Raw genomic sequence first — 25581 nt, 5'->3', positions numbered from 1 at the left:
GTTTCTTAGACCCCGGAAATGGGCATTTCAAGCGACAGAAGCGGTGAATCGGTACGCTTCGCTCCGAGCCGCGGTAGTTGCTCCTGCGTCCGCAAACGGATTAGAACGGTGACCCTATCTTTATCCTGGATGGTTCCCATGCCTTTCGCGCCTCTCCACCTCGACACGCCCTTGCTCCAGACGGCACCTGGCTACAGCGCCAGCGGTAAACCGCTCTGGCTGAAGCTCGATGCGCTGCAGCCTTCCGGCAGCTTCAAGCTGCGCGGCGTCGGTCGGCTTTGCCAGCATGAGGTGGAGAATGGGGCGCGCGAAATCTTCTGCGCTTCCGGCGGCAATGCCGGCATTGCAGCGGCTTATGCCGGCCGGGCGCTCGGTGTGCCGGTCACGATCGTCGTGCCGGAGACGACGGCGGCCGACGTACGCCAGACGATTGCCGCAACGGGCGCGAATGTCCTCGTTCATGGTTCGGTTTTCGACGAGGCCAACGTCCATGCGGTCGAACTCGCCCGGAGCCGCAAGGCAACCTATGTGCACCCCTTCGACCATCCGCTTCTGTGGGATGGCCATGCCACGCTGATCGACGAGGTGGTGGCGAAAGGGGCAAAATTCGATTGCGTCATCACCAGCGTCGGCGGCGGCGGGCTGCTTGCCGGCATCGTCGAGGGCTTGAAGCGCAACGGGCTTTCCGATGTGCCTGTTATCGCCGTCGAAACGGAAGGGGCGGCTTCGCTGAACGCCAGCCTCAAGGCGAATGAGCGTACCACCCTTCCCGCCATTACCTCGATTGCCAATTCGCTCGGCGCGCGGCAGGTGGCGCAGCATGTCTTCGACCTGCCGAAGCAGCATCCGATCGAAAGTGTTCTCGTCAGCGACGCCGATGCCGTTGCCGCCTGCCTGAAATTCGCCGATGCGCAGCGCATTCTGGTCGAGCCGGCTTGCGGTGCGGCCCTTGCGGTTGCCGATGTGCATGCCGGGCTGCTTCAGCGCTTCGATAATCCGCTTATCGAAGTCTGCGGCGGCATCGGCGTGTCGCTCGACAAACTCAGGGGCTGGAAAGAAAAATTTCTTTGACCCACACTAAAGAAAAAGCCGGGCGTAAGCCCGGCTTGATGCGGTAACCGATTGGAAGGGCTCAGGCTGCCCAAGGGTGCGAAGCGGCGTTCTTCTTTTCGAAGCTGTCGATCGCCTTGCCCTTTTCCAAGGTCAGGCCGATATCGTCGAGGCCGTTCAGCAGGCAGTGACGCTTGAACTCGTCGAGATCGAACTTGATCAAACCACCATCGGGGCCGGTGATCTCGAGGTTTTCGAGGTCGACGCTCAGGATGGCGTTGGAGCCGCGCGAGGCGTCGTCCATCAGCTTGTCGAGATCTTCCTGGCTGACCTTGATCGGCAGGATGCCGTTCTTGAAACAGTTGTTGTAGAAAATATCGGCGAAGCTGGTCGAAATAACGCAGCGGATGCCGAAATCCAGAAGCGCCCAGGGCGCGTGCTCGCGCGAGGAGCCGCAGCCGAAATTGTCGCCGGCAACCAGGATCTTGGCATCGCGATAGGCCGGCTTGTTCAGCACGAAATCCGGGTTTTCTGAGCCGTCTTCGTTATAACGAGCCTCCGCGAAGAGGCCGGTGCCGAGGCCGGTGCGCTTGATCGTCTTCAGATAATCCTTCGGAATGATCATGTCGGTGTCGACGTTGACGACCGGCAAGGGCGCTGCAACGCCCGTGAGCTTCACGAATTTATCCATGACCCATGCTCCATTTCAGCAAATCTACTTCCTGAATTTGCATCTAGTCCAGTTTTTCGCCGAAATGAAGGAGAATCTTTCACAGACGGCGGCCACGCGACGTTTCGCGCGGTCCGCCCAATTGCGCCTGTCCCTTATTTGGACGGTGCGTTCAACCCCCAAAGGACGCCGAACGGATCACGAAGCTGGCCATAGCGGTCGCCCCAGAACATCAGTTCGACCGGCATGACGACTTCGGCGCCGGCGGCAACCGCGCGATCCCACCAGAAATCGATATCATCGATCACCAGCTGGATTGCAAAGCCTTCATGGCCTTTGAAGGGATGGCCGTATTCGGGATAGGCGTCCGACAGCATCAGGGAACTGCCGTTGATGTAGAGATGCACATGCATCGTTCTGCCGCTCTCGTCGACCGGCACGAGATATGCCTCTTCGGCGCCGAAAGCCTTTTTGTAGAACTCCGCAGCTTTCACCGCGCCGCCGACCGTCAGATAGGGCAGCAGGCCGTTCTTGACCGGTGGCATCTTGGTCGGGTTGCTCTCTGTCGTCGCATCCATGCTTGTCCTCCATTCGTTTTTTGAACGCCGGCTGAATGCCTGGCTGCTTCAAAGGACGTAGCATGGAAGCGTGATCCGACAGTGTCGGCCGAAATTTTTCAGCGAACTAAAATTTTCAGCGAAAAGGTGATCAGAGATCGATGATCGTGCCGCGACCGTCGTTCCACACCCGCATCTCGCGCTGGCCGTTGTTTGCCTTGGCGCGGACCGGAGCGGGCTTCATCTTCATCGAAAGCGCGCGTCCGACCATGAGCACGGTCAGGATGCCGCCGACGGCAAGCGTCACCGAAAAGGTGAGAAGCAGCATGGCCACGAAAACGGTGGCGCCGGCAAGCATGAGGAAGATGGAGCGAATGTTCTGCATGATTAGAGACCTTTCTTCGGAAAGGAATGTGGTCCTTCTCCTTCCTCTCTGCAAGGCAAGCATGGCTTTTTGTTGTTCTGCTAGATGTCTGGGGGCGGGCTGCTTGCTTCGGCTTTCAAAGCTTGGCACTAATTCGCCATGAGCCGAAACCCTACGACCCGCTCCATCCGCCTGCGCCGTTCGGTGCTGAGCGTGCCTGCCATCAATCCCCGCGCCCTCGAAAAAACCCATGCGGTCGATTGCGATGCGGTGATCTTCGATCTTGAGGATTCCGTGGCGCCGGAAAAGAAGGCGGAAGCGCGGGAAAATCTGAGGAATTTCTTTTCGGCTCGGCCGCTTCAAGGCAAGGAGCGGATCATCCGCATCAACAGTCTGTCCACCGATTTCGGTCTGGCGGACATGGAGCTGGTGACGGCGCTTGGTCCCGATGCCGTGCTGCTGCCGAAGGTCGACGAACCGCAGGATATCATGGCGCTCAGTGACCTTCTCTCCGAGGCCGATGCACCGGAAGATCTGCGCATCTGGGCAATGATCGAGACACCGCGCGGCATCCTGAACACGGCGGCCATTGCCGAAGCTGGGCGCACGCCGGGCTCACGGCTCGATTGTCTCGTCGTCGGGCTGAACGACCTGCGCAAGGAAACCGGCGTGCTGCCGCAGCCGGGGCGGGCCTATCTCGTGCCGTGGCTGATGCAGGTCGTCCTTGCGGTCAGCGCCTATGGGCTCGATGCGATCGACAGCGTCTTCAACGATTTCAGGGACGAACAGGGTTTCGATGTCGAATGTCTGCAGGGCCGGGCCATGGGCTTTGCCGGCAAGATGCTGATCCATCCGGCGCAGATCGAGCCCGCCAACCGGCATTTCGGCCCGGATCCGGCAGCGATTGCGGAAGCGGAGGCGATCATATCAGCCTTTGCCGACCCCGCCTCCGATGGGCTGAACGTCATCAATGCAGGCGGGCGGATGGTCGAGCGGCTGCATCTTGTCCAGGCGGAAAGTCTGGTCCATAAAGCGCGCCTGATAGCAGCCCGCCAGGCTGCAGCACGAAAGACGATGTGATGAAACTCTACCGCTTCCTGACCGGTCCCGACGATGCTTCCTTCTGCCATAAGGTCACCGCCGCCCTCAACAAGGGCTGGTCGCTGGAGGGCTCGCCGACCTATGCCTTCAATGCCGCAACCGGTGCGATGCAGTGCGGCCAGGCCGTCGTCAAGCATGTCGAAGGCAAGGACTACGATCCCGAGATGAAACTCTCCGAGCAGTGAGGTTTCAGCGCATAACCCCGAAAATCGTAATCGATTTTCGGAAAGGATTATGCGTGATTGAAAGTGATAGAACGTCCTTAGCGCGTCCTTGGACGCGCGGCGCTCTATCGCTCGGCGGCTTCCTCGGCGCTTGCCTCGATCCGCTCCATGTCATCGTCGCTCAGCCCGAAATGGTGGCCGATCTCGTGGATCAGGACGTGGGTGATGATATCGCCGAGCGTCTCGTCGTTCTCAGCCCAGTAGTCGAGAATGGGACGGCGGTAGAGGCGGATGCGGTTCGGCATCTCGCCGGTTTCCACCGTGAAACGTTCGGAAATGCCCCTGCCCTCGAAAAGGCCGAGCAGATCGAAAGGGGTTTCCAGCGCCATGTCCTCGAAAACGTCGTCATCGGGGAAATCCTCGATCTCGATCGTGAGGTTGGTCGTCAGCTGGCGGAATTCATCCGGCAGATGGCTGTAGGCCTCCATGGCCAGCGACTCGAAGGCGCTGATCGTCGGCGCATGGCGGTCCCGCCAATCATCGCTCTGGTCTATGCGGGCCATGAATATTCCTTCCTTTGGGGGCCCATATAGAACCTTTATCGCCGATTTTCGAGTGCGGAATCAAAGGCAGGAATATTTTCATAGAAAATGGCCGTTGACTCTTCATTAGCTCTCTGGAATCTATAAGAACATAACAGGAACAAGACGGATTGGAGAACGCCATGGCGCAGCACGCCCTGGCGCGCGAGCGGCTTTTTGCGCTCCGCGAAACCATCGCCAGGCTGGAGGGAAGGCCCGCGCCGGCGCTTGCCGCAGCGGAACGGGAAGCCTTGGCGGAAGGACATAAGGCCCGCCAGGAGCGCACGCTGCCGCCCCTGCCGTTTGGGGTGGAGGTTCTCGACGGGGCGCTGGAAGGCGGCCTGCCGCTCGATGCGATCACCGAATTCCGTTCCGCTCTGTCTCGCGATGCCGGTGCTGCAAGCGGGCTGGCGATGGCTGTTGCCGCGCGGCTGCAAAAACAGGAAGCGGATGCCGGCCGCCTTCTGCCGTTGCTCTGGATCGGCGATGCCGTCGGCACGCTGGAGGCCGGTCGTCCCTATGCCCCCGGGCTTCGGGATTTCGGCCTAAGCCCGGAGCGGTTTCTCCATGCCGCGCCGCGCAAGCTGGACGAGGCGCTCTGGCTGGCGGAGGCCGCGGTGGAAAGCGCTGCCTTCTCGGCCGTCATCTTCGAAGTACGGGGCAATCCCGCCCATTTCGGCCTGACCGAAAGCCGCAGGCTTAGTCTCAGGGCGCATGCTGCCCGCCGTCCGCTCTTTCTTGTCCGTCAGGCCGGGGCGGAGGAGGCAAGCAGTGCGTCCTTGCGTCTGCATGTCGAACCGGCCCCGTCCGCTCTGCGGCCGTTGCCGGATGGATCGAAACTTTCCGGCAGCATCGGCAATCCGATTTTTCGTCTGACGCTGGAGAAGAGCCGCAATCCGGCCGCTCTGTCCTTTCTTCTGGAGTGGAATCCCCATGAACGCGAATTTTTCCCTGTCGCCGAACCAAACCTCGTTCGTCCTCCAGGCGAACAGTCAGCGCATTCTGGCGCTCAGCTTCCCGCATCTGCCAACGGACCGCATCGCCCGCAGGCGATGGGGGCTCTCCTGGCGTTCGAAAGGGCGTCCTGAGACGCCGCCTATCGTCTGTTCCGGCAAGCTCAACAATGCCATGCGGCTGACGGCACTGGACGAGTTGGCCGAGAGGCTGGGGTTGAAGAAGGAGCTGGGCGTTGCCGAAGCGCGCGCCATGTACCCGCTGCTCGAGGTCGCGGAAGAGGATCCGGCAGCCGACCGCCGGTTGCTGGAGGCAATTGCCGACTGGTGCGACCGTTATACGCCGCTGGTGGCGTTCGACGGCAAGGACGGGCTGTTTCTCGACATTAGCGGCTGCGCCCATCTCTTCGGCGGTGAAAAGGCGCTTCTTAGGGATGTGCTGTCGCGGCTTTTCCATATGGGGTTCGATGCCCGCGGCGCGGTCTCATCGTCGCCCGGCCTTTCCTGGGCCGCGTCCCGCTTCGGGCAAGGCGGCGTGATCGAGGACGAAGAGACGGAACATGTGCTGATGTCCTTGCCGGTCGCAGCCTTGCGGCTGGAAGGACAAACCGTCGATGCCCTGAAGAAGCTCGGTCTGAAATATGTCGGCGACGTTATCGATGCACCGCGAGCGCCGCTGACCCGCCGGTTCGGCCCGGAACTGCTTCTGCGTCTCGACCAGGCGCTGGGACGTGAAGAGGAGCCGGTCTCGCCCCGGCGTCCTGTTGCCAGCCTTTCGGCCGAAAGCCGGCTGATCGAGCCCATCGGGACGGAAGAGCAGATCCTTGCCGTCACCAGGCAGGTCGCCTTATCGCTGCAGCCGTCGCTGGAGGTGCGGGGGGCTGGCGGGCGGGTGTTCGAACTGGTCCTGTTCCGCGTCGATGGCAGGGTCTTTCGTATCTCCGTCGGCGCTTCGCAGCCGCTTCGCGAACCAAAGTTCATCGCCGGGCTTTTTTCCGAGAGATTGCAGGCGGTCTATGACGATCTCGATGCCGGCTATGGCTTCGAGATCCTGCGGTTGAATGTGTTGCGGCACGATCCCTTCAACGAGACGCAGGGTGATTTCGAGGGCGACCGGCAGGGAGAGATCTCGCTTTCGGCCTTCGTCGACCGGGTCTCGGCCCGGCTTGGTGCGGATTGCCTGCAAAGCTTTCAGCTCCGCGAGAGCCATGTGCCGGAACGCGCCGTCATCACGGTTCCTGTGATGGAGAGCCTTCCCAGGCGGAAGGCAGCGCAGGACATCCAGCTTCCTTTCCGCGAAGAGCGCCCGCTACGGCTCTTTGCAACGCCGGAGCCCGTCGAGACCATACTTGCCGAAGTGCCCGATGGTCCGCCGCAGATCTTCCGCTGGCGGCGGATGCAGCATCAGGTGGCAAGAAGCGAAGGGCCGGAACGGATTGCCATGGAGTGGTGGATCGATGGGGATGACGCCGAGGCGCGTGACTATTTCCGCATCGAGGATGAGACCGGACATCGCTTCTGGATCTATCGGCGGGGCTTTTATGGTCAGGAGCTTGACCCTCGCTGGTTCATGCATGGCGTGTTCGCATGACAACCACGCGCGCATTCTTTGAGATCGGCACAAGGACGAATTTCTCGTTTCTTGAAGGCGCCTCTGGCCCGGAAGAGATGGTCGTACAGGCCGCTTATCTGAAGCTTGGCGGCCTCGGCATAGCGGACCGGAATTCGGTTGCTGGCGTGGTGCGGGCGCATGCGCAGGCGGAGCAACTTGAGGAGAGATACAAGAACAGGGATGAGATTCTGGCCGAAGCGAAGAAGGAAGGAAAAATGGAGGTCATCCTCGATCCTATCCGGGTTCAACCAGGCGCCCGTCTCGTCTTTTCCGACGGAACGCCTGATATCCTTGCCTATCCGCAAAACCGGCGAGGCTGGGCAAACCTCTGCCGCCTTCTGAGCGCCGGCAATCTGAAGGAGGAAGCGGTCAAGGGAAGCTGCATTCTGACGGAAGCGGAACTCATGGAATGGGGGGACGAAATGATGCTTGCCCTCGTTCCCGATCGCACCCTTGTCGATCATCAGGCGGCTCAGTCGACGCTGGAAGATTACCTGGAACGGTTTCGCAGACGCTTCCGCAAGGCTTTTTTTATGGCGCTGGCGCCAGCCTATGACGGCCGCGACAGGCAGGTCTTTGCGGTGCTTGCCATGCTTGCTGCCCGAAACCGTGTGCCGCTGATTGCCACCAACCAACCGCTTTACCATCATCCCGAACGCCGGCCGCTTTCGGATGTCGTGATCGCGATCCGGGAGCATGTACAGATAGCGCAAGCCGGTTTCCTGCTGGCGCCGAATGCCGAACGCTACCTCAAGGATTCACGTGAAATGGCCCGGATCTTCCGGGACTATCCCGGTGCGGTCGAGAACACGCAGGTATTTTTCGACAGCTTGACCTTTTCGCTGAAGGAACTGGAGCACAATTATCCGCCAGAAAACGATCCCGGCGAAACGCCGCAGGAGACTCTCGAAAGGCTGACGAGAGCGGGAGCGGTAAGACGCTATCCCGAGGGTATCCCGCCCAAGGTGGCGCAACAGATCGATTATGAACTGAAACTCATTGGGGATAAGAAATATGCCTCCTATTTCCTGACGGTGCACAGGATCATCCAGCACGCCCGCTATGAACTCAAGGTCTTGTGCCAGGGGCGCGGATCGGCGGCAAATTCGGTCATCTGCTATTGTCTCGAGATAACGGAAGTCGATCCCGAAAAGAGCACACTGCTCTTCGACCGCTTCATTTCGATGGATCGCGACGAACCGCCGGATATCGATGTCGATTTCGAGCATGACCGGCGTGAAGAGGTCATCCAGTTTATTTACAAAAACTACAAAAGAGAACATGCGGGACTGACGGCAGGGGTGACCACCTACCGCACCCGTTCGGCCGGCCGCGAGGTCGCCAAGGCCTTCGGGCTGTCGGAGGATGTCCAGTCGGCGATCAGCAGTCTCGTCTGGGGGTGGTCGGAGGACAATCTTTCCGAACGCGATGCCAAGGCGGCCGGCCTCGACGTCAAGGATCCGGTGACGCGGAACGTGCTGAAATATGCCTCCGAGCTTCTCGGCTTCCCGCGCCACCTCACCCAGCATGTCGGCGGCTTCGTCATCACGCGGGATCGGCTCGACGAGGTGGTGCCGATCATGAAGACGGCGATGCCGGATCGCTACATGATCGAGTGGGACAAGGACGACCTCGACAACGTCAAGATCCTCAAGGTGGATGTGCTGGCACTCGGCATGCTGACCTGTCTGCGAAAGGCTTTTTCGCTGCTTGAATTGCATTACGATGTGAAGAAGACGCTCGCAGACCTTGGCAATAAGGAACATGGGAACGAAGGCGAGCCGGTTTACGAGATGATGGGCAGGGCCGATACGCTCGGGGTCTTCCAGATCGAAAGCCGGGCGCAGATGAGCATGCTGCCGCGTCTCCGGCCGACGCGATTCTACGACCTCGTCATCGAGGTGGCGATCGTGCGGCCGGGTCCGATCCAGGGCGACATGGTGCATCCCTATTTGAAGCGCCGGGAGCAGCGGGCCAAGAACATTCCGATCGAATATCCGAGCAAGGAGCTGGAAACTGTTCTGGAAAGAACCCTCGGCGTGCCCTTGTTCCAGGAACAGGCCATGCAGATCGCCATTACCGCAGCAGGATTCAGGCCGGCGGAAGCCGACAAGCTTCGCAGAGCGATGGCAACATTCAAGAGAACGGGTACGATCGGTAACTTCGAAAAGCGGTTCATCGAAGGAATGGTCTCAAAGGGCTATGCCCAGGAATTCGCGCAGCAGTGTTTCAACCAGATCAAAGGCTTCGGCGAATACGGTTTCCCGGAAAGCCATGCCGCCTCCTTCGCGCTGCTCGTCTATGCCTCCTCATGGCTCAAGGCCTATTATCCCGACGTTTTCTGTGCGGCGATGCTGAATTCCCAGCCGATGGGGTTTTATGCACCGGCGCAACTGGTGCGGGATGCACGCGAGCACGGGGTCAAGATCCTGCCGGTCGATATCAATGAATCGAACTGGGATTGCGGCCTGGAGGAAGCTGCCTTCGATCGGAATGCCATCGATTTCCGGCATGAGAAGATGCGCGAGATCATCAAGACCCGCCATGCGGTGCGGCTGGGTTTCCGGCAGATCAAGGGCCTTTCGACAGACGATATGGAACGGCTCGTCAGCAATCGAGGCGAAGGCTACAGCTCGGTCCGCGATCTCTGGCTACGGTCGGGTCTGCAGAAATCCGTCATCGAGCGATTGGCGGATGCGGATGCATTCCAATCCCTCAAACTATCGCGACGCGACGCGCTCTGGGCGGTGCGGGCGCTGGATGTGAAGAGTGCTGCCGAGGAGCTGCCGCTTTTCGAGCAGGTCCGTCATGTCGACCTCCAGATCGAGCCTGCAGCAAAGCTGCCGGAAATGCTGCCCGGAGAGCAGGTCATCGAGGATTACCGTTATCTCTCTTTGTCGCTGAAGGCGCACCCCCTGTCCTTCCTGCGCGAGGAATTGCGCAAGGCCGGTGTGACACGCAATGTCGATCTGTTGAAGGTCGCGAACGGAAAGAGGGTGACGATCGCGGGCCTCGTGCTGGTGCGCCAGCGGCCGGGTTCGGCCAAAGGTGTGATCTTCATGACGCTGGAAGACGAGACCGGCGTGGCCAATGTGATTGTCTGGTCGAAAATGTTCGACAAATACCGCTCGGTCGTGATGGGCGCCCGGCTGGTGAAAATCCGCGGCAGGCTGCAAAGCCAGAGCGGGGTGATCCATACCGTCGTCGAGCATATCGAGGACATGACGCCGGCGCTCGGTATCCTGCAACGCGAGGCCCGGCGTTTCGGCGTCTGCGAGCGGGCAGACGAGGTGCTGAGGCCGGGTGCTGATCAGCGGCAGAAAAAGCTTGTAAATGCGCAGGAGAGGGCCGAGCTGGAAAAACGGGTGGTTGCCTCGGGCCGCCATGCGGGCGCGGCAGAAACGGCTCAGGTGATGCCGCGCGGACGCAACTTTCATTAAAAATGCATCGCATCGATCAAGACCATGCGGCGCGCTTCAATTGCCTTTATGGTTGTCATCACACTGAAACCGCTGCATAATCCCGGACGATATGCATGAAGGCCTCACCGGACACCGCTATTCAATGATGCGGGGCTCGAATTTTTTCTTGACAGCCACCATCTTCTTTAGCAGAAAACACGATAGTCAGTGTCATGTTTGGAATGAAGACGTGCTTGTCTGCAGCTGCAATTACATAACCGATAAAGAAATCCGGGAGGTTATCACCAACCTTCTCGATGAAGACTGTTGGCAGCTTATCGTGCCTGCGAAAGTCTACCACGCTATGGAAAAACGCGGCCGCTGCTGCGGCTGTTTCCCCAACGTCGTCGACCTCATTATCCAGACAACCGAGGAATATCACGCCCGTCGCCACTCGACGGAGGCCGAAATATTTGATTTCATGTCCCGCTTGAAACAATTCCATGAGGAAAACAGGAGAGCGGACATTGAAAGGCGACAAAAAGGTCATCGAGCGGCTTAACGAGGCGTTGTTCCTCGAACTCGGTGCGGTCAACCAATACTGGGTTCATTATCGTCTTCTTGAGGACTGGGGTTACACCAAGCTCGCCAAGAAGGAGCGCGCCGAATCCATCGAAGAGATGCACCATGCCGACCGGCTTGTTGCACGCATCATCTTCCTCGAAGGCCATCCCAATCTGCAGACCCTTGCACCTCTTCGCATCGGCCAGAACGTCAAGGAAGTTCTGGAAGCCGATCTTGCTGGCGAGTACGACGCCCGCGCGGCCTACAAAAAGTCGCGCGATATCTGTCATGACGCCGGCGATTACGTTTCCATGAAACTTTTCGAGGAGCTGCTGGCGGACGAGGAAGGTCATATCGACTTCCTCGAAACACAGATCGACCTGCTCGAGAAAATCGGCGAGAGCAAATACGGCCAGCTTAACGCCGATTCCGCCAACGAAGCCGAATAATATTCGAACGGGATGCCGGCCGCCTATGGCGGCGGCCGGTGTTATCTATCGAATTATCAGCTGCCAGCCACCGCGATCGGCTGCATCAAACCGGATTGAAACCGGTGCGCCTTATTTCCCTGCTGAAATTAAATGGAACTGATCAATCGCGATCACGCTGTATCGATCAGTCTTCCGAATGTAGTGCTGCTAGATGCTGGAACTCGGCCACCACCTGCTCGTAGACGGCGCGCTTGAAGGGGACGATCAGCCCCGGCAGTTGCTGCATCGGCTTCCATTCCCAGGCATCGAATTCCGGCTCGTGGCCGCCAGGCGGCGGATTGATGGCGATCTCGCTGTCGTCGCCGTCGAAGCGGAAGGCGAACCAGCGCTGCGTCTGGCCGCGGAATTTCCCCTTCAGCCCGATGCCGATCAGTGCCGGCGGCAGATCATAGTTGATCCAGTCTCTCGCTTCGGCAAGCAGGGTCACCGTCTTGATGCCGGTCTCCTCGTAAAGCTCGCGGTAGGCGGCGTCCAATGGATCCTCGCCCTTGTCGATGCCGCCCTGCGGCATCTGCCAGAGCTGTGGCGAGCCGTCATATTCGGAATTGCCGTCGGAGATGCGTCTTCCCGCCCAGACGAGGCCATCGCGGTTCAGGATCATCACGCCGACGCAGGGGCGGTAGGGCAGATCCTCGGCTTTCACGGTCGCCTGGCTCATCTTCTTCTCCGTTCCGGGATTCTTCTCAAGGATACTCTCAAGGATTCTTGGGGTCGTTGGAAAGGGCGGCAACGCCGACGATCTCGATGCCGCGCATCGCGGCCTCCTCGCTCCATTTGGCGATGGCGTCAACGCTCTCATCGAAAGCCGAGGCGACGCCGATCGCCTGGCCGTTCTTGCGGGCGATGCGCTCGAGCTCGTCGAGCTTCTTCAGGACGGCGTTGACATCGAGCTGGCCGTCGAGCTGCAGGTCGGCGAAGGCATAGGGCAGTTCGGTTCCCTTGGCGATCGCCGCCGTCTTCGACTGCGCCGATGTGCCGTCGTCGAGAAACAGCAGCCCGCGCTTGCCAATGTCGCGCATGACAGGTTCCATGGCGGCGGGATCAGAGAGGAAACGGCCGCCGAGATAATTCATGACGCCGGTATAGTTGGTGATCTCGCCCATCGCCTTGTGCAGGTTCTCGAGGTTGCGGGCGGCCGGTTTCGTGGTCAGCAGCGTTTCGGGGCCTGGATCGTTCGCCGGGTAATCAAAAGGTTCGAGCGGCACTTGGAGAAGGATCTCGTGACCGCCGCGGCGGGCTTCCTGCATCCAGCGCTGAAGGCTGTTGCCGCTTGCGGCAAAAGCGAAGGTGATCTCTTCCGGCAATTCCGCGATGGCGCGCTGCGTTCCGGTCTGGCTGAGCCCGAGGCCGCTGACGACAATGGCGATGCGGACGCCACGCGCGCCAGACGAGGGACGCGCATATTGATCCATCGGCCGCCGGCCATCGGGGCCGATAATCGGCAGCCTGCCAAAAGGTGTCTCTTCGAGCAGTGCTTCATTGGGTTGGGCTGCCATGCGCGGATCCTGGCCGATCTGCATGGCGTCGACCAGCACCGGCCCGCCGCCGTCGCGCGGGCGAGGGCTGTATTTGGTGACGACCGAGCCGTCGCCGGTGACCATCTGCTCGACATTGGCGCCCGAGCGCGGGTCGGCGCGGGGCATACCGTCTGCCGCTTGGCCCGTGGTGGCCGTCGGCGGCTGAGGGGTATTGGCAGGGGGTGTTGCGGCTTGTTCGCCCGCCGGCGGTTTGGTGCGTTCGAGCCCGTCGCCGCGAAATGCCGTATAGAGGGAAAAGCCGCCTATCGCAAAAAGGCAGAGACTGGCGGCGATCCGGCCGAGACGCAGGACACCTGGGCGCCGGCGGCCGGTTTTGCGGTTGCGGCCCAAAGGCGCATGCAGGTCCGTTCCCAATTTTTTGCCCGCTCCAAAACCGGGAAACAGCAGAAAGGCTCAAGGCCGGGCGAGGTGCCCGGCCTTGAGCTGATCGATTACTTGGCGACGACGGCCTTGTCCGGGTTCGGCGGGAAGGCCGGATCGGTCTTCTTGCCGCGCAGAAGGTCGAGCGCGTAGTTCAGCTGAACGTCGTCCTTCGGGTCCGGCGGGACGTAGGCAACGGAGCCCGAACCTTCGTCCGTCTCGCTCTGGCCCTTGATGTGGCCGCGCAGGCTGGATTCGCCTTCGGTCACCATCTTGCCTTGCAGTTCCTCCGGCAGCGGCTCCTCGACCTTGATGTCGGGGGCGATGCCGGTGCCCTGGATCGAGCGGCCCGACGGCGTGTAGTAGAGCGCCGTGGTCAGGCGCAGCGCGCCGTTTTCGCCAAGCGGAATGATCGTCTGGACGGAGCCCTTGCCGAAGGAGCGCGTGCCGAGAACGGTGGCACGGCGCAGATCCTGAAGAGCGCCGGCGACGATTTCCGATGCGGAAGCCGACCCGCCGTTGATCAGCACGATCACCGGCTTGCCATCCGTCAGGTCGCCCGGGCCGGCATTGAAGCGGCGGGTTTCATCGGGATTGCGGCCGCGGGTCGAAACGACTTCGCCGCGCTGCAGCAGGGCATCGGAGACGTTGATCGCCTGGTCGAGCAGACCGCCCGGATTGAGGCGCAGGTCGAGAACATAACCCTTCAGCTTGTCGGCCGGAACGGTGTCCTTGATCTTCTTGATCGCCTTTTCCATGTCGGGATAGGTCTTCTCGGTGAAGGAGATGATGCGGAGATAACCGACATCATCCTCGACACGCGACTTGACTGCCTGGACGGCGACGACGTCACGGACGATCGTCAGCTCGATCGGCTTGTCGGCACCCTTGCGGATTAGCGTCAGCTTGATCGGCGTGTTGACGGCACCGCGCATCTTCTCGACTGCATCTTCCAGCTTCAGGCCGCGCACGGACTGGCCGTCGATCTCGGAGATGTAGTCGCCAGCGAGAACGCCGGCCTTGGCGGCAGGCGTATCGTCGATCGGGGTGATGACCTTGACGAGTTCGTCTTCCATCGTAACTTCGATGCCGAGGCCGCCGAACTCACCCTTGGTCTGGGTGCGCATATCCTCGGCGTCCTTCGCATTCATGTAGCTCGAATGCGGATCGAGCGAGGAGAGCATGCCGTTGATGGCGTTCTCGATCAGCTTGTCTTCCGCAGGCGGCGTCACATATTGCGCACGCACACGCTCGAAGACATCTCCGAAAACCGAAAGTTCCTTGTAGGTCGAGGATCCGGCCGCTTCTGCCGGCACACCCGCCGAGTAAATGACGCTCATTGCGGTCGCACCCATCAATGCGCCGACCAGAACAAGAGAAGCCCTACGAATCATTGCGTGCCTTTCCAGTGTCTTTGGCGGTCCACCACGGCCGGGAATCGACCGGTTTACCGTCCTTTCGAAATTCAATGTAAAGCGTTGGCCGGTTCGTTTCCAGCGCCAATGCAGTTGCGCTTGCCACTCTTTTCGCGCCCATCACGGCAAGCGGCTCGCCGGAGAAAACGAATTTTCCCTGACGGGTATTGATCGTATCCATTCCCGAGAGAACCAGGTGGTATCCATCGCCCGCGTCGAGGATGATCATCTGGCCGTAACTGCGAAATGCGCCGGCGAAAACCACCAGACCATCCGCAGGCGCCGTCACCACTGTCTCTGGATTGGTGGCGACCGTCATTCCCATGGCCTCGTGCCCGGTGCCGTCGGCATCGCCGAACTGGCGCAGGATATCGCCCGTAACGGGCACCTCCAATTTCGCCTTCAATTCTCCGAAGGGATATGCGGGCGCAATGCGGTTTTTATCGGGCACGCCGCTGTCGGCAAGCGCCTTGGCCTGGGCGCGCTGCTCGTCCGTCAGCAGCTTGCGGTTCTCCTCCGCCTGGCGGGCGGCAGCGGCGGCGTCGCGCACCGAAGCGATCTCGGATTCCATCGATGCGACCAGGCCTTCAAGGCTCGTCGCCTTGCCCGCCAGTTCCTCCGAGCGTTTCCGTTCGGCCCCGAGTTCGGCGGCGTTGCTGCGGCTGAGCTTGTCGTTTTCGGCAAGCAACAGGTCCATGCGCCGCTCTTCCTCGATGCCATTGGTCATGGTCGCTGTCAGCGAGGTTTTCTCGGCAGCACTTGCGGTCTGCAATGCGGCGAGGCTTGCGAGGTCTGCGGCAAGCTTGTCGGTCTCCTTGCGGATGCCGGGCACGACGGCGCCGAGCAGAATGGCGCTGCGCACGGAGCCAAGCGCGTCATCGGGGGTGACGAGCAAAGCGGGCGGCGGGTTGCGGCCCATGCGCTGGAGCGCTGCCAGTACCTCGGCCAGCAGGCCGCGGCGGTCGTGCAGGGAGCGGCGGATGCCGTCCTCCTTGACGCCGAGATCGGCAAGCTTCTTCTCGCTTTCGAGGATCTGCTTTTCGAGCGCCTTGCGGCGGGCAGCGGAATCGATGAGTGCCTGGCGGATGCTTTCCGTGCTCTTTTCGAGATCGGCGATGCTCTGCTGAAGCGCGCTCACCTTGTCGGTGGAGAGGCTGATCGTTTTCGACAGAGTTTCGAGTTCGGCACGGGTCTGATCACGCTTGGCGGCAAGTTCTGCCGCCGGATCGGGCGGCGGCGCGGGCTCGGCTACCCGCTGCGGCGCAGGTTGTGCCGCCTCGGGCGCGGCATCCTGCGCCCGGACGATGAACGGATTTGCCAACATGACAACCACCGCCACACCGACGCCGGCCGCGATAGCCGGCAGGATCATGCGGTGTCGCCTGGTGGATGCTCTCGTCATGCGTGTTGGGGCACTTTCTCATATCGCGCGGAGACTAAGCTGATTTGGTACGCTTTGCCAGAAAGTTTGAAGGAGAACCGGCTGCCTAGCAAAACACGGCTGCGTGACATTGCGATTGCCGTCACATCAGGCCGATGCGGCATCAGACGCGGTGATAGGGGTGACCGGACAGGATGGTAACGGCACGATAGAGCTGCTCGGCGATCAGCGTGCGCACGAGCTGGTGCGGCCAGGTCATCTTGCCCAGGCACAGCGTCGCGTCGGCACGGTCGTAAAGCGAGGGATCGAGGCCATCGGCACCGCCGATCGCGATGGTCAGCTCGCGTTTGCCTTGGTCGCGATAGGAGCCGAGCAGGTTCGCGAAGGCTTCGCTGTCGAGCGCCTTGCCGCGTTCATCGAGAAGAATGAGGATGCTGCCATCGCCAAGCGATTTCAGAAGCATCGCCGCCTCTTCACGCTTGCGGGTCTCCGCGTTGGAGGCCCGGCTTTCGGCAACTTCGGCAACGCGGGTCAATTCGAGGCCGACGGCAGGGCCGGCCTTGGCAAAACGGTCGAAATAACGGGCGGCAAGATCCTTTTCCGGGCCGGACTTCAGCCGTCCCACCGTAAAAAGACCTATTCGCATTCATCCGCTCCCGCTCATGCGGCACATCGGGCGCACACTGCGCCACCGGCCGGCTTATCTGTTTGCCGGCCAGCCAATGCCACGTCTCAGGCGCCGGACAGAATGCCGGCTTGCCTGTCAGTGCCGTGTTTCTTCATCCATATCCGGAGCCGCCCACATCTTTTCGATGTTGTAAAACTCGCGGATTTCGGGACGGAACACATGCACGATAATGTCACCGGTGTCGATCAGGACCCAATCGCCGCCTTCCTGACCCTCGACGCGGGCCGTACCGAGGCCGTCGTCCTTAAGGTCGGTGAGCAGGTGATCCGAGATCGCCATGACATGCCTGTTCGAGCGGCCGGAGACGACAATCATGTAATCTCCCAGCGCCGATTTTCCGGCAATGTCGATGGTGACGATATCTTCAGCTTTGGAGTCCTCGAGGCTGGCGAGGACGGTTTCTAGGGCACGGGCGGCGGCATCGGCGCCACGTTCCGCACTCTTCGGGATAACGGCGAGCGTTTTTCCCTTGGCGTGTACTGTTGTCAGTGCTTTCCCTTTCCTGGAATGACAAACTATGCACAACACAGATCCGATCGAGACCGGATCATGGTTAAGATAGGCATCAAACCATTAATGTTTCAAGACATGCTAAGGTACAGAACGGCCGAAAATCCGATCTGCCGTTCGAATTGAAGTATTTGGCTGCTCGGGGCGGCCTCGTGCGGGCGGTGTACAGTTTCCATGCCGCAGCGTAAAGTGCGGCAAATTTCACGATCTCCAGATTCAATGACCGACTCAGCCGCAAAAACACTCGTGCCCGTCCTGCGAATCAGCTTCCCGGATGAGGATCGCCTCGGCCATGGCAAGATGGAACTGCTGGAGCATATCCGCCAGACCGGATCGATCTCGGCGGCCGGGCGGGCAATGGACATGTCCTACCGGCGGGCATGGCTGCTGGTCAGCGAGATGAACCGGATGTTCAACGAACAGGTGGTGGAATCGCAGCGCGGCGGGCAGAAGGGCGGCGGCGCGGCGCTGACGCCGTTCGGCGAGGAATTGCTCGGGCGTTTCCGCCGGATGGAAAGCACGATGCGCACGAGCCTTGCCGAAGATCTCGCCTGGCTCGAGGCCAAGCGCAACCTGCAGCAGGGCGAGCGCAGCTGATCAGGCCTCCAGGGCCACTGTCTTGATGACGGCGAAGACCGCCTTTCCCGGCCGAAGATCCAGTCGCTCGCAGGAGAGGGTCGTGATCCGGGAAAGAATGCTATCGCCGCCGCAATCGAGCCGGATTTCCACCGTTCCGTCCTCGGCCGAGGACATCCCTTCTATCCTTGCTTCCAGGATATTCAGCGCGCTGAGCCCCTCGGGCCTTGCGGTCGCCAGCATGACATCGCGGGAGGGAATGCGAATGCGGACCGATTTGCCGGGCGCAAGGGCGGCTCCCGGAATATGGAGCTGACAGGATTTCAGCGCGACCGTCGATAGATGGTGCCGCGCATCGAAGCTTTCCACCGTGCCTTCCAGCAGTGCGCCTGCCTCGCGCCGGTCGGAGGCGGTGGAGGGGCGGCTCAATATATCGACGGCGGGGCCCGTCGCTTCCACCTTGCCGTCGCGCATGACGACGACCTGGTTTGCCAGCCGCGCCACCTCGGCGATCGAGTGGCTGACATAGACGATCGGTATGTCGGTTTCGTCGCGCAGTCGCTCGAGATAAGGCAAAATCTCGGCCTTACGGGCATCATCGAGGGCGGCGAGCGGCTCGTCCATCAACAGCAGGCGAGGGGAGGAGAGAAGCGCGCGGCCGATGGCGACGCGCTGCTTCTCGCCGCCGGAAAGTTTCGCGGGGCTGCGCTCCAGCAGTGTCTCGATGCCGAGCAGGTCGACGATGTGGTCGAAGCTCTCGCCGCGCGCTGTTCTCGCCGCGAACCATCGGCCGTAGAACAGATTGGCGCGAACGCTGAGATGGGGGAAAAGCCGGGCCTCCTGGAAGACATAACCGAAACGGCGGCGATGTTTCGGGACGAAGGTACCGGTTTCCGTTTCGGTCAGGGGCTCGCCGTCGAGGATGACGCGGCCTTCGTCCGGGCGGGCAAGGCCGGCAATGATGCGGATCATCGAGGTCTTGCCGGAGCCGGAACGGCCGAACAGCGCGGTGACGCCCCGCTCGGAGGTGAAGGCGGCATCGAGCGAAAAGGCGCCGAGCCTCTGTTTTGCCTCGACGATCAGCGTCATTCCGGATCGATCCTCCGGCCGGCGAGACGGGCGAGGAATTCGGAGGCGAGCAGGGCGGCCATGGAAATAACGACGGCGACGAGGGTTAGGCGGAGCGCACCGGCATCGCCGCCCGGCACCTGGGTGAAGGTGTAGATCGCCGCCGACAACGTCTGGGTTTCGCCGGGAATGTTGGAGACGAAGGTGATCGTCGCGCCGAATTCGCCCATCGCCTTGGCAAAAGAGAGAATCATGCCGGCGATGATGCCGGGCAGGGTCAGCGGCAGGGTGATCGTCAGGAAAACCCAGACAGGGCCGGCGCCGAGCGTTCCGGCCGCCTCTTCCAGCTTGCGGTCGACCGCCTCGATCGACAGGCGGATGCTGCGCACCATCAGCGGGAAGGCCATGATGGCGCAGGCCAGTGCAGCACCCGTCCAGCGGAAAGACAAGACGATGCCGAAATACTGGTCGAGCAGGCTGCCGATCGGACCGCGGCGGCCAAACAGGATGAGGAGAAGGAAACCGGTGACCACCGGGGCAGGACCAGCGGCAGGTGAACGACGCCGTTCAGCACCGACTTGCCCCAGAACCGGCCGCGGGCAAGCAGCAGGGCGACAAGGATGCCGAAGGGCAGGCTTGCCAGCATGGCGACGATCGAGACGCGCAGGCTGAGCAGGATCGCCGTCCATTCCTCATTGCTCAAGCCCAGAGCGTCCAACAAGCGCTTCTATTCCTCTCAAAAATGAAGGCTCGCACATACAAGCCGTTTGTTGACAAATCTCGCTCTTTACTCAGCGTCGTCCTCGGCCCTGTGCCGAGGATCTGCTGCCTATCCAAAAATCGACCGGATGCAGATGCTCGGGACAAGCCCGAGCATGACGATAGAGTAGTTAGCGGTCCTCGTCAGCAGACTGACGCATCGCGATGTTGAGCCTCAAGTCAGGCCCTGACGTGCAAATCCGCAATCATTTCAAGCCTCGATCATTTCAGTGTGGTGAAACCCTGCGCCGTGAAGAAGGCGGCTGCCTTGTCGGATTTCAGGAAGTCGAGATAGGCTGTCGCATCCGGGTTCTCGCTCTCGGCAAGAATTGCGATTGGATAGATGATCGGCGGATGGGAATCGGGGGGGAAGGTGCCGACGACGGCGACACCCTTATCGGCTGCCGCATCCGTCTGGTAGACGATGCCATAAGGCGCTTCGCCGCGCGAAACGAGGGCAAGGGCAGCGCGCACGCTTTCGGCGCCGGCGACCTTGGTTTCGACCGATTTCCAGACGCCGAGCTTTTCGAGTGCGGCCATGCCGTATTTGCCGGCCGGAACCGATTTCGGCTCGCCCATGGCAAGCTTGCCGTCACCCAAAAGCCCGGCGAGATCGAAGCCTTGCTTGATCTCGACCGGCTTTGCCTTGGCCTTTTCGGCAACGAGCACGATGTGGTTGCCGACCAGGTTGAAACGGGTATCGGCCTTGATAAGGTTTTTCGTGGCGAGATAATCCATCCAGTCGAGGTCGGCGGAGATGAAGATATCGGCGGGTGCGGCGTTTTCGATCTGTCTGGCCAGCGCGCCGCTCGCCGCATAGGATACGACGGCGTTCTTGCCGCTTTCCTTCGCCCAGGCGGCATTGGCGGCGTCGAGCGCATCCTTGAGGCTCGCCGCCGCAAAGACGGTAAGTTTTTCAGTTGCGGCGGCAGGCGCCGGGAGCGCTGCTGCGCCAAGCCAGAGGACTGCGATTGCGGCGGTTGCCAGTTTCATCCATCGGCGGCTGTTCTGCATGATTCATTGCCCGAGTTCGAAATATTGCGACGAATATAACGGCCGAGGCGTCTTGGCTAGGGATATATCCAAGAAAATATAACCGTACTGAACCGCGGTGTTCGCAACGATCCTATAGTTACGCATTGTTGAAGTGCATGGCTTGAACCGCAGCGTGAGATCCATAGGTGAAAATACCCGAGCGACAGGTTGGCAAACCGCAAGGGCGCCCGGCGGCACAGCATGCTCCGCCGATTTCTGCCAAGAAAAACGGCAATGCCAAAGCCGGAAGGCTGTATAGGGTTGCAGGCAATGCATTGCTGCAATGCACCAATCGGTATTCATCTTCCTGCGAAATATGCTATAACACACTCATCGACACGGCTTCTCCTCCTCCCATAGCCGTTCGATAGGGTCGACAACACTCCTCCTCCCAGTTGTCGATCGAGTTTATAAGCCCGACGGATCTCCTCCCCCGTCGGGCTTTCTCGTTTTCGGGATCTCCTGAAATCAGGCTGGCGTATGCGTCTTGCGGTGCGCGCGGCGCTCTATTCGACGCCGCCCGGCGACGAGCCGTTGCGGATTGCCGTCGAGCTCAGGCCGGAGCGCGGTCCGTGGATGAAGGTCCAGGCCGGGGCACGTTTCTTCCAGAGAATACGGGCATCATCCTCGTCGACACGGGCGAAATCGAAGGTCCTGGCCATTTTCGAGGAGAGGAAGGACAGCGTCGCGCCCGGCCGGTCGATCACCGCGATCGGAAACGTGCGGGCAATCTCCTGCCATTTCTGCCATTTGTGAAAGGTCTGCAGGCTGTCTGCGCCCATGATCCAGATGAAATACACATGCGGATTGCGCGCCTTGACCCGGGCAAGCGTGTTGGCGGTGTAGCTGGTGCCGAGCGTCTGTTCGAAGGCGGTGACCTTGACGCGCGGATCGGCTGCAACACGCTCGCTTTCGGCAATGCGCTCGGCAAGTGGAGCGAGCTGGTTGCGGCTCTTCAGCGGATTGCCCGGGGTGACCATCCACCAGAGCTGGTCGAGGCCAAGCCGCTTGAGGGCGATTTCAGCGACGAGCGCGTGGCCCTGATGCGGCGGATTGAACGAACCGCCGAACAGTCCGACGACCATGCCGCGCTCGCTGTGCGGCATGCGAAGATAGTGGCGGTCCACATTCTCGGTCGTCACGTCAGGGCCGCGTCTGTCCGGCACCATGCACCCGATATTTGAAAGAGGTGAGCTGTTCGACGCCGACGGGGCCACGGGCATGCATCTTGCCGGTGGCAATACCGATTTCCGCACCCATGCCGAACTCGCCGCCATCGGCAAACTGCGTCGAGGCATTGTGCAGGAGGATCGCTGAATCGACTTCGGTGAAGAAACGCGCGACGACGGCAGGGTCCTCTGCGATAACAGCCTCGGTATGGTTGGAGGAATATGTCTGGATATGGGCGATGGCGCCCGATATGCCGTCGACGACGGCAACCGAGATGATCGCGTCGAGATATTCCGTCGACCAGTCCTCCTCGGTCGCGGGCTTCATGCCGGGTGCGACTTTCAGCACCGTTGCCGAAGCACGGATCTCGCAGCCGGCCTCGGTCAGAACCTCAAGCAGCGGCGTCAGATGCGTGCCGATCGCGGCGCCATCGACGAGCAGGGTTTCGGCCGCCCCGCAGATGCCGGTGCGGCGCATCTTGGCGTTGACGATGATCTTCTTGGCCATTTCGATATCGGCCGAAGCATCGACATAGATATGGCAAAGGCCTTCGAGATGGGCAAAAACCGGCACACGAGCCTCGCTCTGCACGCGGGCAACCAGGCTCTTGCCGCCGCGCGGCACGATGACGTCGATCGCGCCGTCGAGGCCCCGCAGCATGGCGCCGACGGCGGCGCGGTCGGTGACCGGCACGAGCTGGATAGCATGCTCTGGAAGTCCCGCTGCCTTCAGGCCCTCGACCAGGCAGGCATGGATAGCCTGCGATGAACGGCGCGAATCCGAGCCGCAACGCAGGATAACGGCATTGCCCGCCTTGAGGCAGAGGGCGCCGGCATCCGCGGTCACGTTCGGCCGGCTTTCGAAGATCACGCCGATGACGCCGAGCGGCGTGCGGACGCGCTCGATCTTCAGCCCGTTCGGCCGGTCCCAGGCAGCGATGACTTCGCCGACCGGATCGGCAAGGGCGGCGATGGCGCGGATTCCCGCAGCCATTTCGGCGATGCGCTTGTCGTTCAGCGTCAGCCGGTCGACGAAGGAAGCGAGCATCTCGGTGCCTTCGATATCCTTCAGGTCCTTGGCGTTCTCGGCAAGAATATGCGCTTTGTCCGCCAGGATCGCATCGGCCATGGCGTTCAACGCGCTGTTCTTAGCCTCGGTGGACGCAAAGCCCAGCGGTCGTGCGGCAGCCTTTGCCTTGCGGCCGATGTCGTTCATCAGCACGTCAATGTCAGGGCCTGGCGCAACGGTATCAAGCATAGCTCGCGTCCTTCTTCTGCCTTTCCGATTTCGAACCGATCTGCGCGGTCATCACCATGTCGTCGCGATGGACCATGGCGGCGCGCCCGGCATAACCGAGAATGGCCTCGATCTCGGCCGACTTGCGGCCGGCGATCCGACGGGCGTCGTCGGCATCGTAGCTTACCAGACCGCGGGCGATCTCACGGCCGGCCGGGCCGATGATCGCCACCGTGTCGCCGCGGCTGAAGAGGCCGGAAACGCTGCGCACGCCGGCGGGAAGCAGGCTCTTGCCGGCCCCGAGGGCGACGACGGCGCCGTCGTCGACATGCAGTTCGCCGGCCGGCTGCAGCTGCCCGGCAATCCAGGTCTTGCGGGCGGTAACGGGTGTGCCCGACGGCGCGAACCAGGAGGAACGCGCGCCGCTTTCGATTGCCGACAGAGGATTGTCGGTCTTGCCGGAGGCGATGATCATGGCGCAGCCTGATGCCGTCGCAATCTTGCCGGCATCGATCTTGGTGCGCATGCCGCCACGCGAAAGCTCGGAGGCCGCGCCTCCGGCCATTGCCTCGATCTCGGGGGTGATTTCAGCAATTGTCTCGAGGAACGTCGCGTTCGGATCGAGATGGGGCGGCGCGGTGTAGAGGCCGTCGATATCGGAGAGAAGAATGAGCAGATCGGCGCCGGTCATCGTCGCGACGCGGGCGGCCAGCCGGTCGTTGTCGCCATAGCGGATCTCGCTGGTGGCGACCGTGTCGTTCTCGTTGATGATCGGCACGGCGCCGATCTTCAAAAGCTGATTGATGGTGGCGCGCGCATTGAGATAGCGGCGGCGTTCCTCGGTGTCGCCGAGCGTCAGCAGGATCTGGCCGGCGACGATCTCGTCGCGCGACAGGCTTTCCGACCAGGCGCGCGCCAGCGCAATCTGGCCGACGGCGGCGGCCGCCTGGCTTTCCTCAAGCTTCAGCGCACCTGACGGCAGGTCGAGCACCGAGCGGCCGAGCGCGATTGCGCCCGAGGAGACGACGAGCACGTCGATGCCCTTGGCCTTCAGGCCCGAGATATCGGCGCACATGGCGTCGAGCCAGGCTTTCTTCAGCCCGGCCTTGCGGTCAACCAGAAGCGCGGATCCGATCTTGATGACGATGCGGCGGTAGCGGCCAAGCGGCTTACGGCTGGTCATCGTCCTCGCCCTTGTCCTCGCCCTCATCGGTGACGACCATGTCGCGATGACGCAGCTTCGGCACCTTGGCGGGCTTCTCCTCGGTATTGGCTTCGACGATGATGTCGCGTAGCGCACGCAGCACCTCGGTCATGCCCTTGCCGGTGACGGCCGAAATCTGGAATGGCGTCTTGCCGCAGGCCTTGGCCAATTCCTTGGTCTTCTTCTTCAGTTCGGCATCGTCGAGCACGTCGATCTGCGACAGCGCCACAATCTCCGCCTTGTCGGTCAGCTCGTTTCCGTAGGCTTCGAGCTCGTGCTTGACCGTCTTATAGGCCTTGCCGACCTTTTCCTCCTGGGCGGAGATGAGGTGGAGCAGCACGCGGGTGCGCTCGACATGGCCGAGGAAACGGTCGCCGATGCCGACACCTTCATGGGCGCCTTCGATCAAGCCCGGAATGTCGGCCAGGATGAATTCGCGCTCGTCGATGGTGGCGACGCCGAGATTGGGATGCAGCGTGGTGAAGGGATAGTTGGCGATTTTCGGCCGTGCACGGGTGACTGATGCCAGGAAGGTCGACTTGCCGGCATTCGGCATGCCGACGAGGCCGGCATCGGCGATCAGCTTCAGGCGCAGCCAGATGGTCTTTTCCTCGCCGGGCAGGCCGGGATTGGCCCAATCCGGCGCCTGGTTGGTCGAGGTTTTGAAATGGGCGTTGCCGAAGCCGCCATTGCCGCCATGGGCAAGACAGTAACGCTGGCCTTCGACAGTCAGGTCGCAGATCAGCGTTTCCTGGTCTTCCTCGAAGATCTGGGTGCCGACCGGAACCTTCAGCGTCACGTCGCTTCCGTTGGCGCCGGTGCGGTTCCGGCCCATGCCATGGGTGCCGATCGTCGCCTTGAAATGCTGCTGAAAGCGAAAATCGATCAGCGTGTTGAGGCCGTTGACGGCCTCGACCCAGACGTCGCCGCCGCGTCCGCCGTCGCCGCCATCGGGGCCGCCGAACTCGATGAATTTCTCGCGTCGGAAGGAAACGCTGCCGCCGCCGCCGTCCCCGGACTTGATATAGACCTTTGCTTCGTCGAGAAATTTCATTTTACTTCCAATATTCAGTGGCAGTTGGACGGCCCGTCTTGGCCCATTCGATATAGGCGGTTCCGACGGAGGTCAAAGA

Annotated in this window: 25 protein-coding genes and 1 pseudogene; 9 read left to right on the top strand and 17 right to left on the bottom strand. The window is 61.3% G+C overall.

The features are described 5' to 3' along the window. The first annotated feature begins 138 nt into the window (after positions 1-138). Positions 139-1071, top strand: coding sequence for a pyridoxal-phosphate dependent enzyme (locus BA011_RS19490; protein WP_065281658.1), 933 nt, complete (start codon positions 139-141; stop codon positions 1069-1071). A 61-nt stretch (positions 1072-1132) separates the two neighbouring features. On the opposite strand, the gene leuD is transcribed toward BA011_RS19490, so the two are convergent. The 3 genes from leuD to BA011_RS19475 all read right to left on the bottom strand — a co-directional run bounded on the left by leuD (position 1133) and on the right by BA011_RS19475 (position 2662). Then, positions 1133-1741: a 3-isopropylmalate dehydratase small subunit gene (gene leuD, locus BA011_RS19485; protein WP_065281657.1), complete on the bottom strand. Its 609-nt coding sequence runs from the start codon at positions 1739-1741 to the stop codon at positions 1133-1135. A gap of 134 nt (positions 1742-1875) precedes the next feature. Then, positions 1876-2298 (bottom strand): VOC family protein, encoded by a 423-nt coding sequence (locus tag BA011_RS19480; protein ID WP_011654037.1) that lies wholly within the window; start codon positions 2296-2298, stop codon positions 1876-1878. A 130-nt stretch (positions 2299-2428) separates the two neighbouring features. Further along, entirely contained in the window at positions 2429-2662 is a 234-nt protein-coding gene (locus BA011_RS19475; RefSeq protein WP_017962593.1) for a hypothetical protein, read from the bottom strand. 138 nt (positions 2663-2800) lie between these two features. On the opposite strand from BA011_RS19475, the gene BA011_RS19470 reads away from it, so the two are divergent. Together BA011_RS19470 and BA011_RS19465 are read left to right on the top strand one after the other, a co-directional pair. Then, a complete protein-coding gene (locus BA011_RS19470; RefSeq protein WP_065281656.1) occupies positions 2801-3721 on the top strand; it encodes an HpcH/HpaI aldolase/citrate lyase family protein in 921 nt (306 codons plus the stop codon). Further along, positions 3721-3927: a DUF1737 domain-containing protein gene (locus BA011_RS19465; protein ID WP_017962591.1), complete on the top strand. Its 207-nt coding sequence runs from the start codon at positions 3721-3723 to the stop codon at positions 3925-3927. The genes BA011_RS19470 and BA011_RS19465 overlap by 1 nt, the downstream gene beginning before the upstream one ends. A gap of 104 nt (positions 3928-4031) precedes the next feature. Here the strand turns inward: BA011_RS19465 and BA011_RS19460 are convergent, their stop codons facing one another. Continuing rightward, entirely contained in the window at positions 4032-4469 is a 438-nt protein-coding gene (locus BA011_RS19460) for a metallopeptidase family protein (RefSeq protein ID WP_003543974.1), read from the bottom strand. Between the two features lie 161 nt (positions 4470-4630). Here BA011_RS19460 and BA011_RS45150 point away from each other — a divergent pair, with 161 nt between their 5' ends. The 5 genes from BA011_RS45150 (at position 4631) to bfr (ending at position 11466) form a co-directional block, all read left to right on the top strand. Continuing rightward, on the top strand, positions 4631-5575 hold the full coding sequence (locus tag BA011_RS45150; protein WP_065281655.1) for an ImuA family protein: 945 nt from the start codon (positions 4631-4633) through the stop codon (positions 5573-5575). Positions 5576-5615: 40 nt separating this feature from the next. Further along, positions 5616-7031 (top strand): Y-family DNA polymerase, encoded by a 1416-nt coding sequence (locus BA011_RS19450; RefSeq protein WP_065281654.1) that lies wholly within the window; start codon positions 5616-5618, stop codon positions 7029-7031. Next, positions 7028-10492 (top strand): error-prone DNA polymerase, encoded by a 3465-nt coding sequence (locus tag BA011_RS19445; protein ID WP_065281653.1) that lies wholly within the window; start codon positions 7028-7030, stop codon positions 10490-10492. Before BA011_RS19450 ends, BA011_RS19445 begins: the two co-directional genes overlap by 4 nt. A 124-nt stretch (positions 10493-10616) precedes the next feature. Continuing rightward, entirely contained in the window at positions 10617-11015 is a 399-nt protein-coding gene (locus BA011_RS45145) for a (2Fe-2S)-binding protein (protein WP_017962586.1), read from the top strand. After that, the gene (bfr, locus tag BA011_RS19435) at positions 10981-11466 is read left to right on the top strand and encodes a bacterioferritin (RefSeq protein WP_003543950.1); all 486 of its coding nucleotides are present in this window, start codon (positions 10981-10983) and stop codon (positions 11464-11466) included. The genes BA011_RS45145 and bfr overlap by 35 nt, the downstream gene beginning before the upstream one ends. A gap of 166 nt (positions 11467-11632) precedes the next feature. On the opposite strand, the gene BA011_RS19430 is transcribed toward bfr, so the two are convergent. The 6 genes from BA011_RS19430 to rsfS form a co-directional block, all read right to left on the bottom strand. Beyond that, positions 11633-12166: an RNA pyrophosphohydrolase gene (locus tag BA011_RS19430; protein ID WP_065281651.1), complete on the bottom strand. Its 534-nt coding sequence runs from the start codon at positions 12164-12166 to the stop codon at positions 11633-11635. A gap of 37 nt (positions 12167-12203) precedes the next feature. After that, positions 12204-13400, bottom strand: a complete 1197-nt coding sequence (locus BA011_RS19425; RefSeq protein WP_065281650.1) for a divergent polysaccharide deacetylase family protein — start codon at positions 13398-13400, stop codon at positions 12204-12206. A gap of 77 nt (positions 13401-13477) precedes the next feature. Then, entirely contained in the window at positions 13478-14800 is a 1323-nt protein-coding gene (locus BA011_RS19420) for a S41 family peptidase (RefSeq protein ID WP_065281649.1), read from the bottom strand. Beyond that, the gene (locus BA011_RS19415) at positions 14790-16193 is read right to left on the bottom strand and encodes a murein hydrolase activator EnvC family protein (RefSeq protein ID WP_065281648.1); all 1404 of its coding nucleotides are present in this window, start codon (positions 16191-16193) and stop codon (positions 14790-14792) included. The genes BA011_RS19420 and BA011_RS19415 overlap by 11 nt, the downstream gene beginning before the upstream one ends. 172 nt (positions 16194-16365) lie before the next feature. Beyond that, positions 16366-16848: a 23S rRNA (pseudouridine(1915)-N(3))-methyltransferase RlmH gene (gene rlmH / locus BA011_RS19410; RefSeq protein WP_027668015.1), complete on the bottom strand. Its 483-nt coding sequence runs from the start codon at positions 16846-16848 to the stop codon at positions 16366-16368. 117 nt (positions 16849-16965) lie between these two features. Then, the gene (gene rsfS, locus BA011_RS19405) at positions 16966-17409 is read right to left on the bottom strand and encodes a ribosome silencing factor (RefSeq protein ID WP_032984631.1); all 444 of its coding nucleotides are present in this window, start codon (positions 17407-17409) and stop codon (positions 16966-16968) included. Between the two features lie 210 nt (positions 17410-17619). Here rsfS and BA011_RS19400 point away from each other — a divergent pair, with 210 nt between their 5' ends. Then, complete coding sequence (locus BA011_RS19400) at positions 17620-17997, top strand: winged helix-turn-helix domain-containing protein (RefSeq protein WP_062939935.1); 378 nt, start codon at positions 17620-17622, stop codon at positions 17995-17997. Here the strand turns inward: BA011_RS19400 and modC are convergent, their stop codons facing one another. From modC to obgE, 7 genes and pseudogenes are all read right to left on the bottom strand, one after another. Beyond that, positions 17998-19065 carry a molybdenum ABC transporter ATP-binding protein gene (gene modC, locus BA011_RS19395; protein ID WP_065281647.1) on the bottom strand — a complete coding sequence of 356 codons (1068 nt, stop codon included), beginning with the start codon at positions 19063-19065 and terminating at the stop codon, positions 17998-18000. After that, a pseudogene (gene modB / locus BA011_RS19390) lies at positions 19062-19762 on the bottom strand (molybdate ABC transporter permease subunit). Before modB ends, modC begins: the two are co-directional and overlap by 4 nt. A gap of 263 nt (positions 19763-20025) precedes the next feature. After that, positions 20026-20817, bottom strand: a complete 792-nt coding sequence (gene modA, locus BA011_RS19385) for a molybdate ABC transporter substrate-binding protein (RefSeq protein ID WP_065281646.1) — start codon at positions 20815-20817, stop codon at positions 20026-20028. A gap of 527 nt (positions 20818-21344) precedes the next feature. Then, on the bottom strand, positions 21345-22007 hold the full coding sequence (locus BA011_RS19380; protein ID WP_065281645.1) for a nicotinate-nucleotide adenylyltransferase: 663 nt from the start codon (positions 22005-22007) through the stop codon (positions 21345-21347). Continuing rightward, on the bottom strand, positions 21982-23265 hold the full coding sequence (locus BA011_RS19375) for a glutamate-5-semialdehyde dehydrogenase (protein WP_065281644.1): 1284 nt from the start codon (positions 23263-23265) through the stop codon (positions 21982-21984). The genes BA011_RS19380 and BA011_RS19375 overlap by 26 nt, the downstream gene beginning before the upstream one ends. Continuing rightward, positions 23258-24427, bottom strand: coding sequence for a glutamate 5-kinase (gene proB / locus BA011_RS19370; protein ID WP_065281643.1), 1170 nt, complete (start codon positions 24425-24427; stop codon positions 23258-23260). The genes BA011_RS19375 and proB overlap by 8 nt, the downstream gene beginning before the upstream one ends. After that, positions 24414-25502, bottom strand: a complete 1089-nt coding sequence (obgE, locus tag BA011_RS19365) for a GTPase ObgE (protein WP_065281642.1) — start codon at positions 25500-25502, stop codon at positions 24414-24416. Before obgE ends, proB begins: the two co-directional genes overlap by 14 nt. Positions 25503-25581 lie beyond the last annotated feature (79 nt).

Origin of the sequence: Rhizobium leguminosarum, from assembly GCF_001679785.1 — a bacterium.
Lineage (GTDB): Bacteria > Pseudomonadota > Alphaproteobacteria > Rhizobiales > Rhizobiaceae > Rhizobium > Rhizobium leguminosarum_R.
The sequence above is the reverse complement of the archived record's forward strand: the minus strand, read 5'-3'. Positions and strand labels throughout refer to the sequence as shown.

Coding starts and splice junctions, on each gene's coding strand:
- modC (WP_065281647.1), bottom strand. CDS start 19,065: ATGACGCTGATCGTCGAGGCAAAACAGAGGCTCGGCGCCTTTTCGCTC.
- rlmH (WP_027668015.1), bottom strand. CDS start 16,848: ATGCGAATAGGTCTTTTTACGGTGGGACGGCTGAAGTCCGGCCCGGAA.
- BA011_RS19480 (WP_011654037.1), bottom strand. CDS start 2,298: ATGGATGCGACGACAGAGAGCAACCCGACCAAGATGCCACCGGTCAAG.
- BA011_RS45145 (WP_017962586.1), top strand. CDS start 10,617: ATGATGCGGGGCTCGAATTTTTTCTTGACAGCCACCATCTTCTTTAGC.
- BA011_RS19380 (WP_065281645.1), bottom strand. CDS start 22,007: ATGGTGCCGGACAGACGCGGCCCTGACGTGACGACCGAGAATGTGGAC.
- BA011_RS19375 (WP_065281644.1), bottom strand. CDS start 23,265: ATGCTTGATACCGTTGCGCCAGGCCCTGACATTGACGTGCTGATGAAC.
- BA011_RS19400 (WP_062939935.1), top strand. CDS start 17,620: ATGACCGACTCAGCCGCAAAAACACTCGTGCCCGTCCTGCGAATCAGC.
- leuD (WP_065281657.1), bottom strand. CDS start 1,741: ATGGATAAATTCGTGAAGCTCACGGGCGTTGCAGCGCCCTTGCCGGTC.
- BA011_RS45150 (WP_065281655.1), top strand. CDS start 4,631: ATGGCGCAGCACGCCCTGGCGCGCGAGCGGCTTTTTGCGCTCCGCGAA.
- BA011_RS19430 (WP_065281651.1), bottom strand. CDS start 12,166: ATGAGCCAGGCGACCGTGAAAGCCGAGGATCTGCCCTACCGCCCCTGC.
- BA011_RS19460 (WP_003543974.1), bottom strand. CDS start 4,469: ATGGCCCGCATAGACCAGAGCGATGATTGGCGGGACCGCCATGCGCCG.
- BA011_RS19450 (WP_065281654.1), top strand. CDS start 5,616: ATGCGGCTGACGGCACTGGACGAGTTGGCCGAGAGGCTGGGGTTGAAG.
- obgE (WP_065281642.1), bottom strand. CDS start 25,502: ATGAAATTTCTCGACGAAGCAAAGGTCTATATCAAGTCCGGGGACGGC.
- BA011_RS19415 (WP_065281648.1), bottom strand. CDS start 16,193: ATGATCCTGCCGGCTATCGCGGCCGGCGTCGGTGTGGCGGTGGTTGTC.
- proB (WP_065281643.1), bottom strand. CDS start 24,427: ATGACCAGCCGTAAGCCGCTTGGCCGCTACCGCCGCATCGTCATCAAG.
- BA011_RS19445 (WP_065281653.1), top strand. CDS start 7,028: ATGACAACCACGCGCGCATTCTTTGAGATCGGCACAAGGACGAATTTC.
- BA011_RS19490 (WP_065281658.1), top strand. CDS start 139: ATGCCTTTCGCGCCTCTCCACCTCGACACGCCCTTGCTCCAGACGGCA.
- BA011_RS19465 (WP_017962591.1), top strand. CDS start 3,721: ATGAAACTCTACCGCTTCCTGACCGGTCCCGACGATGCTTCCTTCTGC.
- BA011_RS19420 (WP_065281649.1), bottom strand. CDS start 14,800: ATGATTCGTAGGGCTTCTCTTGTTCTGGTCGGCGCATTGATGGGTGCG.
- BA011_RS19475 (WP_017962593.1), bottom strand. CDS start 2,662: ATGCAGAACATTCGCTCCATCTTCCTCATGCTTGCCGGCGCCACCGTT.
- BA011_RS19470 (WP_065281656.1), top strand. CDS start 2,801: ATGAGCCGAAACCCTACGACCCGCTCCATCCGCCTGCGCCGTTCGGTG.
- modA (WP_065281646.1), bottom strand. CDS start 20,817: ATGCAGAACAGCCGCCGATGGATGAAACTGGCAACCGCCGCAATCGCA.